Annotated in this window: 19 protein-coding genes; 10 read left to right on the forward strand and 9 right to left on the reverse strand. The window is 64.7% G+C overall.

The window, feature by feature from the left end; genetic code table 11:
• Window positions 1-65 precede the first annotated feature (65 nt).
• Window positions 66-1214 carry a ribonuclease D gene (rnd, locus tag M4J39_RS05870; RefSeq protein ID WP_251726895.1) on the forward strand — a complete coding sequence of 383 codons (1149 nt, stop codon included), beginning with the start codon at window positions 66-68 and terminating at the stop codon, window positions 1212-1214.
• A 59-nt stretch (window positions 1215-1273) separates the two neighbouring features.
• Here the strand turns inward: rnd and M4J39_RS05875 are convergent, their stop codons facing one another.
• The 5 genes from M4J39_RS05875 to M4J39_RS05895 all read right to left on the reverse strand — a co-directional run bounded on the left by M4J39_RS05875 (window position 1274) and on the right by M4J39_RS05895 (window position 7491).
• Window positions 1274-2746: a Ppx/GppA family phosphatase gene (locus tag M4J39_RS05875; RefSeq protein ID WP_371875403.1), complete on the reverse strand. Its 1473-nt coding sequence runs from the start codon at window positions 2744-2746 to the stop codon at window positions 1274-1276.
• 31 nt (window positions 2747-2777) lie between these two features.
• The gene (locus M4J39_RS05880) at window positions 2778-4985 is read right to left on the reverse strand and encodes an RNA degradosome polyphosphate kinase (protein WP_256469695.1); all 2208 of its coding nucleotides are present in this window, start codon (window positions 4983-4985) and stop codon (window positions 2778-2780) included.
• A gap of 162 nt (window positions 4986-5147) precedes the next feature.
• Window positions 5148-5831, reverse strand: coding sequence for a hypothetical protein (locus tag M4J39_RS05885; RefSeq protein WP_371875404.1), 684 nt, complete (start codon window positions 5829-5831; stop codon window positions 5148-5150).
• Window positions 5828-6949 (reverse strand): AI-2E family transporter, encoded by a 1122-nt coding sequence (locus tag M4J39_RS05890; RefSeq protein WP_251726896.1) that lies wholly within the window; start codon window positions 6947-6949, stop codon window positions 5828-5830. The genes M4J39_RS05885 and M4J39_RS05890 overlap by 4 nt, the downstream gene beginning before the upstream one ends.
• Entirely contained in the window at window positions 6946-7491 is a 546-nt protein-coding gene (locus M4J39_RS05895; protein ID WP_251726897.1) for a CDP-alcohol phosphatidyltransferase family protein, read from the reverse strand. Before M4J39_RS05895 ends, M4J39_RS05890 begins: the two co-directional genes overlap by 4 nt.
• A 228-nt stretch (window positions 7492-7719) precedes the next feature.
• Between M4J39_RS05895 and purM the strand changes: the two genes are divergently transcribed.
• Window positions 7720-8784 (forward strand): phosphoribosylformylglycinamidine cyclo-ligase, encoded by a 1065-nt coding sequence (gene purM / locus M4J39_RS05900; RefSeq protein WP_251726898.1) that lies wholly within the window; start codon window positions 7720-7722, stop codon window positions 8782-8784.
• Between the two features lie 22 nt (window positions 8785-8806).
• Window positions 8807-9457, forward strand: a complete 651-nt coding sequence (gene purN / locus M4J39_RS05905; RefSeq protein ID WP_251726899.1) for a phosphoribosylglycinamide formyltransferase — start codon at window positions 8807-8809, stop codon at window positions 9455-9457.
• A 3-nt stretch (window positions 9458-9460) separates the two neighbouring features.
• Here purN and M4J39_RS05910 read toward each other — a convergent pair whose 3' ends face one another.
• Window positions 9461-10237, reverse strand: a complete 777-nt coding sequence (locus M4J39_RS05910; RefSeq protein WP_251726900.1) for an SOS response-associated peptidase — start codon at window positions 10235-10237, stop codon at window positions 9461-9463.
• Between the two features lie 141 nt (window positions 10238-10378).
• Here M4J39_RS05910 and M4J39_RS05915 point away from each other — a divergent pair, with 141 nt between their 5' ends.
• The 5 genes from M4J39_RS05915 (at window position 10379) to M4J39_RS05935 (ending at window position 12951) form a co-directional block, all read left to right on the forward strand.
• Window positions 10379-10903 (forward strand): hypothetical protein, encoded by a 525-nt coding sequence (locus tag M4J39_RS05915; RefSeq protein ID WP_251726901.1) that lies wholly within the window; start codon window positions 10379-10381, stop codon window positions 10901-10903.
• A gap of 4 nt (window positions 10904-10907) precedes the next feature.
• Entirely contained in the window at window positions 10908-11345 is a 438-nt protein-coding gene (locus tag M4J39_RS05920) for an NUDIX domain-containing protein (RefSeq protein ID WP_251726902.1), read from the forward strand.
• Window positions 11346-11410: 65 nt separating this feature from the next.
• Entirely contained in the window at window positions 11411-11815 is a 405-nt protein-coding gene (locus M4J39_RS05925) for a TIGR02301 family protein (protein WP_251726903.1), read from the forward strand.
• 164 nt (window positions 11816-11979) lie between these two features.
• The gene (locus M4J39_RS05930) at window positions 11980-12249 is read left to right on the forward strand and encodes a hypothetical protein (RefSeq protein ID WP_251726904.1); all 270 of its coding nucleotides are present in this window, start codon (window positions 11980-11982) and stop codon (window positions 12247-12249) included.
• A 36-nt stretch (window positions 12250-12285) separates the two neighbouring features.
• The gene (locus M4J39_RS05935; RefSeq protein ID WP_251726905.1) at window positions 12286-12951 is read left to right on the forward strand and encodes a hypothetical protein; all 666 of its coding nucleotides are present in this window, start codon (window positions 12286-12288) and stop codon (window positions 12949-12951) included.
• Here the strand turns inward: M4J39_RS05935 and M4J39_RS05940 are convergent.
• On the reverse strand, window positions 12935-14362 hold the full coding sequence (locus tag M4J39_RS05940) for an FAD-binding oxidoreductase (protein ID WP_251726906.1): 1428 nt from the start codon (window positions 14360-14362) through the stop codon (window positions 12935-12937). The genes M4J39_RS05935 and M4J39_RS05940 overlap by 17 nt on opposite strands.
• 151 nt (window positions 14363-14513) lie before the next feature.
• On the opposite strand from M4J39_RS05940, the gene fabI reads away from it, so the two are divergent.
• Together fabI and M4J39_RS05950 are read left to right on the forward strand one after the other, a co-directional pair.
• Window positions 14514-15332: an enoyl-ACP reductase FabI gene (gene fabI / locus M4J39_RS05945; RefSeq protein WP_251726907.1), complete on the forward strand. Its 819-nt coding sequence runs from the start codon at window positions 14514-14516 to the stop codon at window positions 15330-15332.
• Between the two features lie 246 nt (window positions 15333-15578).
• Window positions 15579-16016 carry a glyoxalase superfamily protein gene (locus M4J39_RS05950; protein ID WP_251726908.1) on the forward strand — a complete coding sequence of 146 codons (438 nt, stop codon included), beginning with the start codon at window positions 15579-15581 and terminating at the stop codon, window positions 16014-16016.
• An 87-nt stretch (window positions 16017-16103) separates the two neighbouring features.
• Here the strand turns inward: M4J39_RS05950 and trpC are convergent, their stop codons facing one another.
• Both trpC and trpD read right to left on the reverse strand, forming a co-directional pair.
• On the reverse strand, window positions 16104-16892 hold the full coding sequence (gene trpC, locus M4J39_RS05955; RefSeq protein WP_251726909.1) for an indole-3-glycerol phosphate synthase TrpC: 789 nt from the start codon (window positions 16890-16892) through the stop codon (window positions 16104-16106).
• A 10-nt stretch (window positions 16893-16902) separates the two neighbouring features.
• A complete protein-coding gene (trpD, locus tag M4J39_RS05960; RefSeq protein WP_251726910.1) occupies window positions 16903-17916 on the reverse strand; it encodes an anthranilate phosphoribosyltransferase in 1014 nt (337 codons plus the stop codon).
• Window positions 17917-17974 lie beyond the last annotated feature (58 nt).

Raw genomic sequence — 17974 nt, forward strand, 5'->3', positions numbered from 1 at the left:
ATCGGGTGCATTTCGTAAGGCGGAGCGGGCGACAAAGCGCTTGGCCTAGGCTATAGACGATGCTCATGTCGATGATCACTACCACTTCCGCGCTCGCCGAGGCCTGCGCACACCTCGCCCGTTTCGACTTCGTCACCGTCGATACCGAGTTTCTCCGGGAAAGCACCTTCTGGCCGAAGCTGTGCGTCGTGCAGCTTGCCAGCCCCGAACAGGTGTTCGTGGTCGACGCGCTGGCGCCCGGCCTCGATCTCGCGCCCTTCTTCGAGCTGATGCGCAACGAAGCGGTGCTGAAGGTCTTTCATGCCGCCCGTCAGGATATCGAGATCGTCTGGCATCTCGGCGGCTTCGTGCCTGTCCCGCTGTTCGACACGCAGGTGGCGGCGATGGTCTGCGGCTTTGGCGACTCGATTTCCTACGACCAGTTGGTTGCGCGGGTGACCGGCGTCGTGCTCGACAAGTCGAACCGCTTCACCGACTGGTCGCGCCGTCCGCTGAGCCAGAGCCAGATCGACTATGCCGAGGCCGACGTCACCCATCTCCGCGATGTCTATCGTCACCTGAAGGACAAGCTGGCCAAGGCCGGTCGCGCCGACTGGGTGGGTGAGGAAATGCGGGTCCTAACCTCCGAAAGCACCTATCACACCGATCCCGACGAAGCCTGGCAGCGCCTGAAGATGCGGGTCAAGAAGCCGCGCGAGCTGATCATCCTGAAGGAAGTCGCCGCCTGGCGGGAGCGCGAGGCGCAGAGCCGTGATGTGCCGCGCTCGCGCGTCATCAAGGACGACTGCATCTATGAGGTCGCCACGCAGGCTCCGACGACGCCCGAGGCGCTCGGCCAGCTTCGCACCATTCCCAAGGGCTGGGAGCGTTCACGCTCGGGCGAGGAAATCCTGGCCGCGGTGCGCCGCGCCCTCGACACGCCCAAGGAAGATTGGCCCAAGCTGCCGCGGCACCGCCAACTTCCCGAGGGGACCGGCGCCGCCATCGACCTGATGAAGGTGCTGCTGAAGCTGGTGTCGGAAGCCGAGGGGGTTGCCGCCAAGGTGATCGCCACCACCGACGACCTTGAGGATATCGCCGTCTCCGACGAGGCCGACGTGCCGGCCATGCACGGCTGGCGGAGAGAGATGTTCGGTGAACTGGCCCTCAAGCTCAAGCGCGGCCGGCTCGCCATCACCTTCGACGGCAAGAAAATCATCGCCATCGAGCGGTGAAACTTGTGGATTCCCGGTCGGAGGCACCCAGGGATACCCCCGACCGGGAATCGCCATCCTTACCCGGCGACGCGGATCACGCCGTCCTTTAGGCCGCCAACCTTGGCGAGCTGGACGACACGCTTGAGAAGACGGTCGCCGGAGAGATCGCCGAGATCGGCCGGCAGATCGAGAACCAGCCGATCACCGTCGGTCGACAGCTTGGTGCGCGGCAACACATCGGGCATCGAGGCGCTGACCAGATAGGCAACGCGCAGTACGGCACCCAGCGTCCGCGCGCGTTCTTTGAGACGGGTCGAAGCCAGTTCGCGAATGCGTGGCGACACCGCATCATCGACCAGGCCGACGTGCCGGTAGAAGACCGCGAGCGCCAGATAGGCGCGTCCGGGATGATCGATCCCGACAAAGGCGGCGTTGGAGAGAATGCCGAGGCTCTGCTCGCCGCGATAATCGGGATGGGCGCGCCAACCGATGTCCGAGACAAGACAGGCCGAAGCACGAAGGCGCTTCTCGTCGTCGGTCTCCTCGATGCCGAGCATCGCGAAGGCGGACTCGGACCAGGAGACCAGTTCCTTGGCATGGCGCGGTGACCGCGAGCGAACCCAGTTGAGTTCCGACGCCGCCTCGATAAGCGGGTCCTTGGCACGCTCCTCGTCGGAGAGGCGCTCGTAGAGGTATCCCTCGCGAACGCCCAGGGCGGAAATCACCACATGCGACGGGCGAATCGCGCGGATCACCTGTTCGAGCACCAGGGCGCCATAGGGCAGCAAACCGCGACGAGACCGCGAGACCACGTCGATCTGGTCGATGCTGTCGGGATCGCGCCGGGCGACGACCCGGGCAAACTCAAGCGCCTCCTCGGCCCGGATCGCATAACTGTGCATCACATGCAGCGGATAGCCGGTTTCATACATGTGCAGGAGAGCAAGCGAACGCCACGTACCACCCACGGCATAGAAGGGCAGACCGGCGCAGGGCATCTGCACAATGGCCGGCTCCAACGCATCGGCGACGATTTTCTCGGCCTTGCGAATGGACCCCTCGGAGGCTTCCAGCAGACGGATACCGCCGAGGGGATAGGTTCGGCCGGTGCCGACCCCGCCATTTTCTATTCGGATGAGCTCCAGGCTGCCGCCGCCGAGATCGCCGACGATGCCTTCCGGCCGGTTCATGCCCGACATGACGCCGAGGGCCGACAGGCGGGCCTCGTCCGTACCGGACAGCAGGTGAACCTCGACGCCGCAGATCCGCTCGACCGCCTCCAGGAACTCCGGACCGTTGGCGGCGTCGCGGGCGGCGGCAGTGGCCAGGATATAGAGTTCAACCGAACCGCTCTGCTCGGCCAGAAGCTTGAATCGGCGAATGGCGGCCAGCGCCTGATCCACCGATTGCTGATTCATCCGACCGGTTGCCGCCAGCCCCTTGCCGAGGCCGGCCAGCATCTTCTCATTGAACAACATGGTCGGCGCCCGCGAGAGGCGTTCATAGACGACGAGGCGAACGGAGTTGGAGCCGATGTCGATGACCGACACTGGGCCATAGCCGGGCAAGCGCCCGGGGGCTTCACACCGGCAGGTGCTTTTCGTTCCGTCCGGCAATAGACTTGGGTGCGTCTTTTTCAAGCGAGTGTCCACGTCCCGATAGAGATGGATGGGTCATGAAGTAGCGGTGCGCGTTGAAAGGCTCTTCGCCTGCCTCCGGCACGATGCGTTCGTGGCCTCCGTCGGGCAACAGGCGCCAGCTCTGCTGGTTGTCGCGGAGGTTGGCCACCATGATCTGGTCGACGGCTTGGGCGTGCACGGTCTCCGTGGTTAGGGGCACCAGCACCTCGACGCGGCGGTCGAGATTGCGCGGCATCATGTCGGCTGACCCGATGTAGACCGTGGCGCGCGGGTTGGGCAATGGCTGTCCGTTGCCGAAGCAGAAAATGCGGCTGTGTTCCAGGAAACGGCCGACGATCGACTTGACGCGGATGTTGTCGGAGAAGCCGGGAATCTGCGGCCTCAGGCAGCAGATGCCGCGCACCACGAGATCGATCGACACGCCAGCCTGGCTCGCCTCGTAGAGCGCATCAATGATATCCGCGTCGACCAGCGAATTCATCTTCATCCAGATCTGACCGGGGCGCCCGGCCCGTGCGTGCTCGATCTCCCGGCCGATGCAGTCGATGATGGTCTTTCTCAGCGTCAGCGGGCTCATGGCCAGCGCATTGAGCGACTGTGGCTCGGCATAACCGGTGATGAAGTTGAAGATGCGGGCCACGTCCTGGGCGATGGTCTTGTTGGCCGTGAAATAGCTGAGGTCGGTGTAGATCTTCGCGGTGATCGGATGATAGTTGCCGGTGCCGAGATGGCAGTAGGACGTGAGCTGCTGGCCCTCGCGACGCACCACGAGCGACATCTTGGCGTGGGTCTTCAGCTCGAAGAAGCCGAACACCACCTGAACGCCGGCACGCTCGAGGTCGCGCGCCCAGCGGATGTTGGCTTCCTCATCGAACCGCGCCTTGAGCTCGACCAGCGCCGTCACCGATTTGCCGGCATCGGCCGCCTCGATCAGCGCGCGGACGATGGGGCTGTCGTTGGAGGTGCGATAGAGCGTCTGCTTGATGGCGACGACTTCCGGGTCGGCCGCCGCCTGCCGCAGGAACTGCACCACCACGTCGAAGGACTCATAGGGATGATGGACGATCAGGTCCTTCTGGCGAATGGCGGCGAAGGCGTCGCCGGCATGCTCGCGGATGCGCTCGGGATAGCGGGGCGCATAGGGCTCGAACTTGAGATCGGGCCGGTCGAGGCTGACGAGTTGGCTGAGGTCGTTGAGGGCGAGCAACTCGTCGAGGAGTTGCACCTCATCGGGCATGCAGCCGACCGCCTCGGTAACCAGCTGGCGCAGAGCCACCGGCGTCGAGCGCTCGAACTCGGCGCGGATGACCAAGCCCTTGCGACGGCGCTTCAGCGCGCTCTCGAACAGACGGACCAGATCCTCGGCCTCTTCTTCCACTTCGAGATCGCTGTCGCGCAGGATGCGGAAGCTCCCCTGCCCGCGCACCGTGTAACCGGGGAACAGGCGGCCGATGAACATCGTCACAACCTGCTCCAGCAGGATGAAACGCGTCACGCCGGGATGGGCACTGTCGTCGGGCAGGCGAACGAAGCGATCGATCTTGGCGGCCATGCGGATGAGCGCCACCATGCTCTCGTTGCCGCGTACCCTGACGAGATCGAGGACGATCGAGAAGCCGAGGTTGGGAATGAAAGGGAACGGATGGGCGGGGTCGACCGCAAGCGGCGTCAGCACCGGGAACACGGAGGACAGGAAGTAGTCTTCGAGCCAGACTTCGTCGCCACTCTTGAGCTTGTCGGGTTCGACGAGAAGGATCCCGGCCTTCTCGATCTCGGTACGCAGGTTGCGCCAGCGAGCCTGCTGGGCGTCGGCAAGATGGGCGGCGGCTTCGGAAATCACCGTCATCTGCTCGGCGGGCGTCAAACCGTCATCGGAGCGGGTGGTGACGCGCTCGCGCACCTGCCCCTTGATGCCGGCAAAGCGCACCATGAAGAACTCGTCGAGATTGCTGGCCGATATCGACAGGAAGCGCAGCCGCTCGAGAAGCGGATGGCTGGGATTCTCCGATTCCTCCAGGACGCGCCGATTGAATCCCAACCAGGAGATTTCGCGATTCACGAACCGCTCGGGCGATTCCATGGTCATCGCCGGGACTGGCTCGGCTTCGGCCTCTATCGTCTCGCTCACGGCAGCTTCCGTCTCGCTCATCTCCACGACCTCACGCTCGCGGGGCTGTGCCCCGGCTCCAGGCGGAGCCGGCCGGCAACGATCAGTCTAGCCCACGGTCCTGATCCATGCACCAGCTATGTGACAGTTTGTCTACGGCTTCCGGCGATCGCAGTGACGGTTTCGTGACGGCGTGTTTCGCGATCACGCCTCGCCCTCCGGCGCCAGGACCTCGGCGGCGATCGCCCGGGTGATGCGACGACCGCGCGCCAGCGATTCGCGATCGAGCGCCTCGACCAGGGCGCAGGCGGCAGCGCAGGATCGCTCCATGCGCAACAGAATGTAGTCGAGAACGCCGGCGTCGATGGCGAGTTGGCGGTCCGCGAGGAGCTTTACGATCACCTTCTCCAGAAGCGCGTCATCGGGCGGACCGAGGAAAGCCGGCTGGGCGGCGCGAAGGCGAGACAGAAGATCGGGCAGCGTCACGCCCCAGACCGATGGCACGGCATGCGCGGTGATCAGAACGGACGCCCCCCGCCCACGGGCCGCATTGAGGAGGTGGAACAATGCATTTTCGTCGAGGGCAGGATCGTCGGCGTCTTCCACGGCGACGGCGCCGGTGCTGACGAGCGCGGTGGGATCGGCCGAAGCCAGATCGGCGGCAGCGACAACGGAGGCGCGGCTCTTGGTTGCCCAGATGTTGACGAGGTGCGTCTTGCCCGATCCGTTCGGGCCGATCAGAAGCACCACGGAGGCGGGCCAGTCGGGCCATGCATCGATAAAGGCGGTCGCCTCGCGATTGCCCTCGCCGACCACGAAATCCTCGCGGCTCATCGCGGCCTGATGCGGCATGGCGAGCGGCAGCTGGCGCGGTTTCATGCGACTCATGGGGCGACATCCTTGGCTGGACTGGCGATATCGCCATTCGCTGGGTCGGAGGGGCCGCCCCGATCGAGACTGTAGAGCGGGCTTTCCCGATACTTGGAAAAGGCGAAGCGGACCAGCACGGCCACCGAGGCGGCGGCCGGCACCGCGATCAGCAATCCGACGAAGCCGAACAGCGTACCGAAGGCGAACAGGGCAAACATCAGCCAGACCGGATGCAGGCCGACCGACGAGCCGATCAGCTTGGGCTGGAGGATGTTGCCCTCGATGAACTGGCCGACCCCGAAGATGCCGGCAATGACGGCGATCCACGTCCAGTCGGGCCAGAACTGATAGAGGGCTACGCCGATGGCGAGGCCTCCGCCGACGATCGAACCCAAATAGGGAATGAAGCTGATGAGGCCGGCCACAAGGCCGATCAGCAGACCGAAGGACAGACCGGCCAGAGACAGGGAGACGGCATAGAAGAGGCCGAGCAGAGCAGATACCGACACCTGCCCCCTCACAAAACCGGCCACACCGGCGTTCATCTCCCGCGCCAGCGCCCGGATGGTATCGCGGTGATGACGCGGCAGGTTGTCATCGACGGTGGCGACCATTCGATCCCAGTCGAGCAGCATGTAGAAGGCGACGACCGGCGTCACGACGAGAAGCGAGACAACGGAGATCAACGTCTGGCCGCCGTTCCAGACTGACGACAGCAGCGTCGTCATGATGGCGGAGCCGTTGCTGAACAGCGCGCCGAGCGAACCGCGGATGTCGGTGGCCGAGATGCGCAGGGCCCGGAAAAGGCGCGTGCCCGCCTCGTGGCTCAACCAGCGCTGGGCAGCGTCGAGATAGGCCGGCATGTTGGCGATCAGCCCCTGAAGCTGACTTCCCAGCACCGGAACGATGATCATCAGAGCCAGCAACGCCAGCAGAACGAAGAGGACGAGGATCAGCGCGGTTGCCAGCGTGCGCGTCAGACCGAGCCGCTCCAGACGGTCGGCGACCGGATCGAGCAGGTAGGCCAAGGCCATGCCGGCGACGAACGGCAGCAGGATGGAGGAGAAGACATAGAGCAGCAGGCCGAAGACCAACGCCGCTCCCGTCCAGAAGAGTACCGTGTTCCTGAGCTTCACGCGCCGCCCTCACCTTGCATGAATGCAAGCCAGCCTCTGACGTAGGCGGCAGCCGAGACCAGGGTCAAGGCCGCGACCACCCAGCCCATGATATCCACAAGCCACTCCAACTGCCATGCCAGCCCGAGATCGCCAAGCAACAGGATGGCATAGACAATCTGTGCCGCCGTGTTCGCCTTGGAAATGAGCAGCGGCACGATCGGAACCGGCTTCGAGGCCAGCCACGACAGGATGACGCCGCCGACGATCAGCACGTCACGGCTGACCACCAGCACCGTCAGCCACATCGGCGCATGGCCGATCGCCGCCAGCACCACGAAAATGGAGACCAGCAGAGCCTTGTCGGCGACGGGATCGAGCAGGCGCCCCAACTCGCTCGCCTGGCCGGGTACGTGGCGGGCAATGGCTCCGTCGACGCCATCGGAAATGCCGGCGGCCACGAAGAGGGCGAAGGCCCAACCGAAATCGCCATCGAGCAGCAGCAGGATCACGACGGGAACGGCAATCAGACGGGCCAGCGTAATGAGATTGGGTATGGTCAAGAGCGTCCCCGGAGGAAGGTCGCGTTCGTTTCTGTTCCAAGCCGGCGGAGCCTGACCGGTGGATGCCTTGGTCATTTGATCATGGTCGCAAGGCTTTCCAAGACCGACCTCCGGCCAAGCCTGCGGTTTTCGCATCACGCGAGGCAGGAAAGGCGCAGTTTGGACTTGTTATTTGCCGTCGTTTCGGCTTCTTGCCGGATATCCAACCCAGCGGAGGCTCGAGACTCCATGAACGGCAAGAACGGGCTCACCTATCGCGACGCCGGTGTCGACATCGACGCCGGAAACGCCCTCGTCGACCGCATCAAGCCCCTGGTCAAGGCAACGCGGCGGATCGGTGCCGATGCCGACATCGGCGGCTTCGGCGGCCTGTTCGATCTCGCGGCCTGCAAGTTCCGCGACCCCGTGCTGGTTGCGGCCAACGACGGAGTCGGTACCAAGCTTGCCGTGGCGATCGAAGCGGGCATTCACGGCTTCGTCGGCATCGACCTCGTTGCGATGAGCGTCAACGACCTGGTGGTCCAGGGCGCCGAGCCCTTGTTCTTCCTCGATTATTTTGCGACCGGTCGTCTCTCCGTCGATACCGCCACCGAGGTGGTGGCCGGCATTGCCGAGGGCTGCAAGATGGCTGGATGCGCGCTGATCGGCGGCGAGACGGCCGAAATGCCCGGCATGTACAAGGACGGCGACTACGACCTTGCCGGCTTCGCCGTCGGCGCCGTCGAACGCGGCGATATTCTGCCCCGCGACACCGTACGCGCCGGAGACGTCATCCTCGGCATCGCTTCGTCGGGCGTTCATTCGAACGGCTTCTCGCTGGTCCGCAAGATCGTAGAGCGGTCCGAGCTTTCCTATGCCGATCCGTCGCCCTTCTCGGAAGGCGAAACCTTGGGAGCCGCCCTGACGGTACCGACCCGCATCTACGTGAAGCCGGTCCTTGCCGCCCAGAAGGAGACGAACGCCATCAAGGCGCTCGCGCACATCACGGGCGGCGGCTTCGTCGACAACATCCCTCGCGTGCTGCCGCCCGGCCTGTCGGCGCGCATCGATCTCTCTACCGTCGAAATGCCGAAGGTGTTCGGCTGGCTAGCCAAGGTCGGCGGCCTCGATCAGGCGGAACTGGTCCGCACCTTCAACTGCGGCATCGGCATGATCGCCGTCGTCGCACCCGAAGATGCGGACCGCGTGATCGCAGCTCTCTCCGCTTCCGGCGAATCCGTCGTTCGCTTTGGCGAAATGGTCGCCGACCCGGAGGGGCCGCTCACGCTGTTCGAGGGCGCGCTGGAGCTTTGAAGGGCGAGTAGGGACTTCCGTGATGGGCAAGCTCAAGGTTGGTATTCTGATTTCAGGACGTGGGTCGAACATGGCGGCGCTGGTGGAAGCAGCCAGCGATCCGGCCTTCCCCGCTGAGGTTCGCTGCGTCCTCTCCAACCGCCCCGATGCCAAGGGACTAGAGTTTGCCCGCGAGCGCGGCATCCCGGCCGTCCTTGTCGACCACAAAGCCCATGCTTCCAAGGCAGAGTTCGAGGCGGCAGTGACCGATGCGCTGCTTGCCCATGAGGTGGACTTCGTCTGCCTCGCCGGCTTCATGCGCATCGTATCGCCGACCTTCATCGAACGTTGGCACAACCGCCTGATCAACATCCACCCCTCATTGCTGCCGTCCTACAAGGGGCTCCACACGCATGAGCGGGCGCTGGCGGACGGCGTCAAGCTCACCGGATGCACGGTGCATTTCGTGAGGGCCGAAATGGATGTCGGGCCGATCGTTGCCCAGGCGGCTGTGCCGGTGATTGCCGGCGACACGCCGGACAGTCTGGCGGCTCGTCTGCTGAAAGCCGAACATCGCCTCTATCCGCTCGCCCTCAGGCTGATCGCAGAGGGCAAGGCCAAGGTCAACGGCGAGATCGTGGACATCGCGTCCGCTGCCGTCGACGAAACCGCGAGCTTCTTCTCGGCAAGGTAAGCGTCAGAACAGACTGCCCTGCGCCGGCGGTTCGTCGTCCGGATCTGGAGTCTGCTTCACCTCGGCCTTTTCCGCATCGATGGTCAGGGGCTCGGCGAGCGGCGCGATCAGCGCCTCGTCGTCATTGGCCACGCTGTTGGCCCGTTCGCTGACCGGAATGGCCTCCAGAAGATCGTCGGCGGCCGGCCGCATCAGATGGGAGACATCGCGCGGGCGACGATTGCCGCAATCCAGCCACTCGTCCCAGTCTCCGGGGGCGAGAATGACCGGCATGCGGTCATGCAGCATGGTCATCAGCCTGTTGGCCGACGTGGTGAGAATGGCGCCAGTGTCGATCTCGCTGCCCTCAGACCCCAGCCAGGTTTCGGTGATGCCGGCAAAGGCCATGGTCGAGCCATCGCGGGGGCGAATATAGTAGGGCATCTTTGTCGATCCCATCCGCCGCCACTCGTAGAATCCGGAGGCGGGAACCAGGCAGCGGCGATGGCGCATCGCCGTCCGGAACGACGGCTTGTCGGCGGCCGTCTCGGAACGGGCGTTGAACAGAAGCGACTGGGTCTTGGCATCCTTCGTCCAGGCGGGAATGAGGCCCCACCGCACAAGGCGGACATGCCGGACGCCGTCGAGACCGGCATCAACGACGGCAATCGGCTGCGTCGGCGCAATGTTGTAGCGGTTGCCCATGTCGAGAATGCGCTCGTCAAAACCCGCGGGGATGCGATACCCGAACAGGTTCTGCATCGCCCTCAACGACTCGATGAGCACAAATCGGCCGCACATGCATTGACTCCAGAAACCAAGAATTTGCCGAAGGGAACAATAACGGCCGTGACCTGCCCCAAACAAACGCCGGCGTAAGGTATTTGGCAACCTTGACGGCTGTATGTTTCAGAAAGTGAAACTCTCTGCGCGGGGGAAAAATTGGGAGGCACGGCAGGCACCGAAGAGCTTGTGAGACCGGAGACCGATTTTTCTCCGGAACGTCTCGCTGCCGCCAACATCCACCCCGACACGTGGCTAGCCACCGATTATCTGAACCATTTCAATGAAGTGGTGATGCTGATCGACATGTTGCCCATGATGCCGGATTGCGCGCCGGACGTTGTCGCCTGGCAGCCGTGCTCCTATGTCGATCACTTCCGCCAGTCGCATTTCAAGGAGCGCGACCTCGCCATTGCCGCCTACGAGGCCTCGGATCCCGAACGCCGACGGGCTTTTGACGACACCGTCGCCAGAATCGACGCTGCCATGGCGGACCTCCAGCACATGATCCTCGACGCGCCGATGGACGCGCTACCGATCGAAGCGCTGAGCGACCTTTCGGAAATGCGCATCAAGCCGCTGCTGGCCCACGCCATGGGCCTCATCAACGGCGCACCTGTGGCGGCCATGGTCACCGAGGACACCGGCGACGCCCAGTCGGCCGTCGACGCACTGTTCGGCTGAACCGGTGCCCTCCCCTCCCACCATCCGCCAACCCCGCGTCGGCGTCAGCGTCGGCGTCTGGCGGGGCGGCGACGTTTTGCTGGTGGAGCGCTCCGGCGATCCGTCGGGTGGTCTATGGAGCTTTCCCGGCGGTCATCTCGAGTGGGGAGAGAATCTGGAGGACGCCGCGCGCCGCGAGGTGTTCGAGGAGACCGGCCTCAGAGTGACGCTTGCCGGCATTCCGCTTGTGCACGAAGTGATTCTGACCGGTGGCGATGGCGACACGTTCCGCCACTATGTCCTGATCGTCTTCGCCGCGAAGGCGGCCGCCAACGCCGATCCCGTGGCGGCCTCCGACGCACTGTCCGCCCGATTCGTTCCGCCCGACCAACTCGGTGGGATGAGCCTCACCCCGAAGCTCGCCGAGTTCATCGACCGGACGAGAGCGCTCGCCGAAAGCTGACGTCCTTGCTCCCTCCAAAAGGACGGTCCACAATGCCGAGAGGTTCGGCGTCACAGGGGGCGTTCTTGCTGAAGATTCTAGCCGTGTTCGTGACGCTTGCCTCGGCGACGCCGCTTCTCGCCGCGGACGCCACCCCGCCGCCGCCCTACCAAGCCGATCTCCTTCGGCTGTCCGAGGTGCTCGGCGCGGCAGCCTATCTCGATGGCTTGTGCGGAGGACCGGCCGCTGCCGACTGGCGCGCCAAGATGGCCGCCCTCCTCGATGCCCAGGGGCTCGACGGACCGACGCGTCGCCCCTATGTCGAGGCCTTCAACAGAGGCCAGCGGACCTTCGCCGTCGCCCATCGGGCCTGCACATCTTCGGCCCGCAGCGTGCTTCAGCGCTATTTCGCAGAGGGGGCGCAGCTCTCCGATCGCCTCGACCAGCGATTCGGCCGGGCCGGCGATTCGCCTCCGCCCCCCGCCCCCTGATGGTTACCAGTCCGTTAACCGCGGTTCTTCAAACTCGTTAACGCTCTTTAACGGTTGGCGTTGCGTCTTGGGCGAAGGATGGTAGTGTGACCCCCGTCGATGATGCGGATCGGCGAGCGACCTTTCGCGTCGCGAGCTGCTCCCCGAAGGTGCGGATGGGGCCAATGTCGGATATGCGGGACGAACTGCTTGAGCCGGTTGAGGCCACGGTAAGCGATAACTTCAAGCACCGGGCCATGAGCCACATGGAACGCGCCTTCGACGACGCCGACGACGACGGCATTCCCGTCGATGCCGTTGCTCATGCCGCCTTGTTCGCAGCCCTGACGACGCTCGTCGAGTGCTTCGGCGAAGAGAGCGTTGCCCGGCTTGTCTCCGAACTGCCGGAGAAGATTTCCTCGGGCGGCTACACGCTGCTGCGTACCCTGCAGTAAGGCGGGACGGGCCGCCGCGCGAGGTCGGGGGAAGACATGCGGATTTCCATCGGAGCGCCTTTGTTCGCCGCGGCGATCGCGGCGGGCTTGCTTTTGCATGCCATGCCGATGGCCAGCGCCTTTGGGTTCCAATCGTCCCCTGAAACGGACCGCGCGACCGGTGGCAGCGGCTTCGGCTTCAGCATCCCGGGCGGCAGCGAACTGAACAGCCTACCGTCTGGTGAAGAGTCTGAAGGAGCCGGTCTGCAGGTTCATTACAACCTGTCGACGCTCCCTCCCGCCGTCGCCGCCATGCGCGACAAGATCATCGCCGCCGCTCGTTCCGGCGACGAAGCACGCATGCGGGCTGTCATAGGACTCTCCAATCCGCCGCCGATGTTCTCACCGACCGGCGATGGAGACCCGATCGACGTACTGAAAGCGGCATCCGGCGATACCGCCGGTCTCGAAGTCCTGGCCATCCTCCTCGACGTGCTCGACGCCGGCTGGGTGGTGAAAGGTGAAGGCGCGCAGGCTCGATACATCTGGCCTTACTTTGCAGAACTGCCGCCGAGCAGCCTTGATCGCAGGCAACTCGTCGAGGTCTATCGCGTGCTGACCGCAGGGGACTTCGAAGAAATGCGGGCGGTTGGCTCTTATGAGTTCTACCGCGTCGAAATCGGTTCCGACGGGCGCTGGCTTATGTTCATGGCCGGCGAATGACCCTGCCGGGATTGAGGATGCCAAGCGGATCGAGAGCGTCCTTGAGGCGAGCCATCATTTCCAGATCGAGCGGCGGCTTCACCTCGGCCAAGAGGTCGACCTTGAGCCGGCCGATACCGTGTTCGGCCGCGACCGAGCCGTCGTACTTGCGCACCACGCCGTGTACGACGGCGTTCATCTCGTTCCAGCGCGACAGGAAGGCCTGACGGTCGCCCCCTTCCGGTTGGCTGACGTTGAAGTGGATGTTGCCGTCGCCCATGTGTCCGAACGGCACCGGCCGACAGCCGGGAAACGCCCCCTCCACCGCCGCCATCGCCTCGTCGAGAAAGGCGGGAAGGTCGCCGATCGGCACCGATACGTCGTGCTTGATCGATCCCCCTTCGTATTTCTGAACCTCGCTCATCCCGTGACGAAGACGCCAGAAGTCCTCGGCCTGAGACAGCGATTGCGCCACGGCTGCCTCGATCGCCTCGCCCGCCGCCGTCGCACCGGCGAGAACATCGAGAGCGACCGCGTCGGCCTCGCCGTCGGACAGGCTGGAGCTAACTTCGATGAGCACATACCACGGCGCGGCAGTGGTCGGCAGGCGGGCACCCGGCAGATGGCGAAGGGCGAAATCCATCGCGAGCCCTGACATCAGTTCGAAGCCGGTCAGGCCGAAGCCCGCCGAGCGCTGAGCGCGGCAGAACAGGCCGAGCGCCGCCTTCGGAGAGGCGACCGACGCAAAGGCAACGGCCCGTCCGCGCGGACGATGATGAAGCTTGAGCGCGACGGCCGTGATAACGCCCAGCGTGCCCTCCGAACCGATAAACAATTGTTTCAGATCATAACCGGCGTTGTCCTTTCCGAGCCGTCTGAGACCGTTCCAGACACGCCCGTCGGCGAGTACCACCTCAAGGCCGAGCACGAGGTTGCGCGCGTTGCCATAGGCCAGCACGGCCGTTCCGCCAGCGTTGGTGGCGACGTTTCCGCCGATCTGGCACGAGCCGAGGGAGGCGAGCGTCAGCGGAAAGAAACGTCCCGCCTCCGCCGCTGCTGCGTGAACCGCGGCGAGCGGCATACCAGCCTCGACCACGATGCTGTTGCCGAGCGGATCGACCGAGCGGACCTTGTCAAGTCGTTCCAGGGAAACGACGATTTCCTGCCGTCCCGGCACGGGAATCTGGCCGCCGACGAGGCCGGTGTTGCCGCCCTGCGGGATGATCGCGGTCTTCGTTTCATGGGCGAGGCGCAGGATGGCAGCCACTTCGCTCGTGTCGGCAGGCCTCAGGACCAAGGGCGTCTCCCCCCGAAAAAGGTCCCGCCACTCGACGAGATAGCGTGCCGTGTCGGCGGCTTCCACGAGGGCGTGGCCCGGCCCGACGAGGGCGGAGAAGCGGGAAACGAGAGCGGAGGACGACGGGCTTTTCATGCGGCGGAACCTACAGCCGCCGGCGCTTGCCGTCGAGGGTCGGCGACGGTCACGAAGCGTGTACCGGTGGGGCTCCACCGCGACTTGCTATTGTCATAATCCTTGTGTCATACGAGCACGACATCCGGATTTGATTAGGCGGGGTTACAAAATGGCAGGTGCTGTGGGTCTGATGGCGGGCAAGCGTGGCCTGATCATGGGATTGGCCAACAACCGTTCCATCGCCTGGGGAATTGCCAAGTCGCTTCACGCCGCCGGTGCAGAGATCGCGTTGACCTATCAGGGCGATGCGCTGAGAAAGCGCGTCGAACCTCTGGCCGCCGAGCTCGGCGCGCTGGTGGTCGGCAATTGCGACGTGGCGGATGCGGAAACCATTGATGCCGTCTTCGCGACGCTCGCCGAGAAGTGGGGCAAGATCGACTTTCTGGTGCATGCCATCGGTTTCTCCGACAAGGACGAACTGACCGGCCGCTACGTCGACACCAGCGAGGCCAACTTCCAGAAGACCATGCTGATTTCGGTCTATTCGTTCACGGCTGTCGCCCGGCGCGCCGAGAAGTTGATGGCCGATGGCGGCTCGATGCTGACGCTGACCTATTACGGCGCCGAGAAGGTCATGCCCAACTACAACGTGATGGGTGTCGCCAAGGCCGCGCTCGAAGCGTCGGTGAAGTACCTTGCCGTCGACCTCGGTCCGCAGAACATCCGCGTCAATGCCGTTTCGGCCGGTCCGATCAAGACGCTGGCCGCCTCCGGCATCGGCGACTTCCGCTACATTCTGAAGTGGAACGAGTACAACGCGCCGCTGCGCCGGACCGTGACCATCGAGGAAGTGGGCGACAGCTCGCTCTATCTTTTGTCAGACCTCGGCCGTGCCGTCACCGGCGAGGTGCTTCATGTCGACAGCGGCTACCACACCGTCGGCATGAAGGCGGTGGATGCGCCTGATATCTCCGTCGTCAAGGACTGATGACACGACCGTCGAAAGTGAGAAGGCCGGGCCGAAAGCCGGGCCTTTTTGCGTTTGAGCGGCGTTATCTTGACAATACCGGGCACCGCGCCTAGATGAGCGCCCATGGGTGAGGGACCCCAGCCGCCCGCCGGCGCAAGCCTTGGTGAAGTTCCCGTCGATCGCTTCCGTTTCCAGGCATCGAGACCTCTCGGCAATGCGGGCACCCTGCTTACGGTCATGTCCGATGCCATCTGGAGAACGGTCATGTCGTCCCGACTGCCAACACTCGATGAGCTGAAGGCTCAGGCTCGTCGTCTCAGAAACTCGCTCGCCGAGGCCGGCAGCGACGTCAGCCACTCGAAATCGCTGGAGCTGATCGCCAAGCAGTATGGCTTCGCCGACTGGAACACGCTCTACGCCAAGGCCGGCAACGAGCCGCCGGCGCGTTCCTGGAATCCGGGGGACCGCGTCAAGGGGACCTATCTCGGCAAGGCCTTCGAAGGCACCGTGCGGGCGCTCAAGGCGGCCACCTCGGTACCGGGCTACTACACCATCACCGTCGACTTCGACGAGCCGGTGGACGTGGTCGATTTCGACAGCTTCTCGGCGTTCCGCAAGCGCGTGACTGCTACGATCGACGAGGAGGGCATCAGCCCTTCGAAAACGTCGAACGGACGTCCGCACATGGTGCTGTCGGCCTGACGTTTCGCGTCTTTCTGGAGTCCGCCCGGCTTGCCGGAGCGGACTTCAGTCTCCTTGCCAAAAGCCTCTGCCGCCCTGTTTGCACGCTCAGGCGAGCAGTGCCTTCGTCGCGGCCGCAACATCGTCCTGCCGCATAAGGCTCTCGCCGATCAGGAAGGTGTGGGCGCCGACGCGCGCAAGGCGTGCAAGGTCGGCCGGCACGAACAGGCCGGACTCGGCGACCAGAATCCGGTCGGCCGGCACATTCCTGGCCAGCTCTTCGGTCGTTTCCAGTCGCGTTTCAAACGTACGCAGGTTGCGATTGTTGACGCCAAGAAGCGGCGACCGCAGCCTCAGCGCCCGCTCGAGTTCGGCCGCGTCGTGGACTTCCAGAAGCACGTCCATGCCGAGATCGAAGGCGGTGTCCTCGAGGCGCTTCGCCGTGTCGTCGTCGACGGCGGCGAGGATGATCAGGATGCAGTCCGCGCCCCAGGCGCGCGCCTCGTAGACCTGATAGGGCGAGAACAGAAAGTCCTTGCGAAGCGCCGGCAACGCCACCGCTGCGCGCGCGGCTTTCAGATAGTCCGGATGCCCCTGGAAGGAAGGCCCGTCCGTCAGTACCGACAGGCAGGCCGCCCCGCCCTCTTCGTAGGCGCGGGCCAGGGCGGGCGGATCGAAGTCAGCGCGGATCAGTCCCCTGGAGGGACTGGCCTTCTTGATCTCGGCGATCAGCGCGTGGCGGCCTTCGGCATGCTTCTTCTCGATGGCGACGCGAAAGCCACGCGGGGGCGCCTGATCGGCGGCCATCGCCTTGATCTCGGCAAGCGGAACGGCTGCCTCGGCAGCGGCGATCTCCTGCCGCTTGTAGGCCTCAATGCGGGCAAGAATATCGGCCACGAAACTTACCTCAGGCGTTGGAACGGGCAATCAGCCGGTCAAGCGCGGCGCGGGCACGACCGCTGTCGATGGCGTCGGCGGCTAGCGTCACGCCATCCTTCAGCGTGGGTACCCGATCGGCGATCACGAGGGCGGCGGCAACGTTGAGCAGAACCGTGTCCCGATAGGCGCCCGGAACACCCTCGAGCAGCGCCCGAAGGGCCTGGGCATTGTCCTCGGCGGATCCGCCGCGCACGGCCTCGGGAGCATGGTGTGGCAGGCCAGCGTCGTCCGGGGTGACCTCGAAGCTGCGCACCGCGCCGTCTTTCAGTTCGGCGACATAGGTCGGGCCGGACAGCGTCATCTCGTCGAGACCGTCGGAACCGTGAACGACCCATACCGCTTCGGAGCCGAGCGCGGCCAAGGTCTCGGCCACCGGCAGCAACCACTGGCGCGAGAAGACGCCGACCAACTGCCGACGCACCCCGGCCGGATTGGACAGCGGGCCGAGGATGTTGAAGATGGTTCGTGTACCGAGCTCGACGCGGCTCGGCCCCACATGCTTCATTGCCGAGTGGTGGACCGGCGCGAACATGAACCCCACGCCCGCCTCTCGGATGCAGGCGGCGATGACCTCCGGCCCGATGTCGATTTTCACGCCGAGTGCCATCAGCACGTCGGCCGCACCGGACTTCGACGACAGCGCCCGGTTGCCGTGCTTGGCGATCGACAGGCCGGCGCCGGCCGCCACCAGGGCCGAGGCGGTGGAGATGTTGAGACTGCCGGAGGCATCGCCGCCCGTACCGACGATGTCGACCGCGTCCACGGGAGCCTCAACCCTCAGCATCCGCGACCGCATGGACGAAACCGCACCGGCGATTTCCTCGACCGTTTCGCCGCGAACCCGCAACGCCATCAGGAAACCGCCGATCTGCGAGGGAGTCGCCTCGCCGGTCATCATGATGTCGAAGGCCGAAGTCGCCTCCTCCCGGCTCAAGCTGGCTCCCGAAGCCACCTTGGCAATCAGAGTCTTGAAATCGGCCATCGCTCGTTGTCACCCTCGCTTGTGCAATCTCCGGCAGACCGCCGACCCAGGGCCGGTT

The sequence above is a fragment of the Pleomorphomonas sp. NRK KF1 genome (assembly GCF_023721755.1).
GTDB lineage: Bacteria > Pseudomonadota > Alphaproteobacteria > Rhizobiales > Pleomorphomonadaceae > Pleomorphomonas.

Coding starts and splice junctions, on each gene's coding strand:
- M4J39_RS05940 (WP_251726906.1), bottom strand. CDS start 14,362: ATGAAAAGCCCGTCGTCCTCCGCTCTCGTTTCCCGCTTCTCCGCCCTC.
- purN (WP_251726899.1), top strand. CDS start 8,807: ATGGGCAAGCTCAAGGTTGGTATTCTGATTTCAGGACGTGGGTCGAAC.
- M4J39_RS05885 (WP_371875404.1), bottom strand. CDS start 5,831: ATGAGTCGCATGAAACCGCGCCAGCTGCCGCTCGCCATGCCGCATCAG.
- M4J39_RS05880 (WP_256469695.1), bottom strand. CDS start 4,985: ATGAGCGAGACGGAAGCTGCCGTGAGCGAGACGATAGAGGCCGAAGCC.
- trpD (WP_251726910.1), bottom strand. CDS start 17,916: ATGGCCGATTTCAAGACTCTGATTGCCAAGGTGGCTTCGGGAGCCAGC.
- fabI (WP_251726907.1), top strand. CDS start 14,514: ATGGCAGGTGCTGTGGGTCTGATGGCGGGCAAGCGTGGCCTGATCATG.
- M4J39_RS05950 (WP_251726908.1), top strand. CDS start 15,579: ATGTCGTCCCGACTGCCAACACTCGATGAGCTGAAGGCTCAGGCTCGT.
- M4J39_RS05935 (WP_251726905.1), top strand. CDS start 12,286: ATGCGGATTTCCATCGGAGCGCCTTTGTTCGCCGCGGCGATCGCGGCG.
- M4J39_RS05930 (WP_251726904.1), top strand. CDS start 11,980: ATGTCGGATATGCGGGACGAACTGCTTGAGCCGGTTGAGGCCACGGTA.
- M4J39_RS05910 (WP_251726900.1), bottom strand. CDS start 10,237: ATGTGCGGCCGATTTGTGCTCATCGAGTCGTTGAGGGCGATGCAGAAC.
- rnd (WP_251726895.1), top strand. CDS start 66: ATGTCGATGATCACTACCACTTCCGCGCTCGCCGAGGCCTGCGCACAC.
- purM (WP_251726898.1), top strand. CDS start 7,720: ATGAACGGCAAGAACGGGCTCACCTATCGCGACGCCGGTGTCGACATC.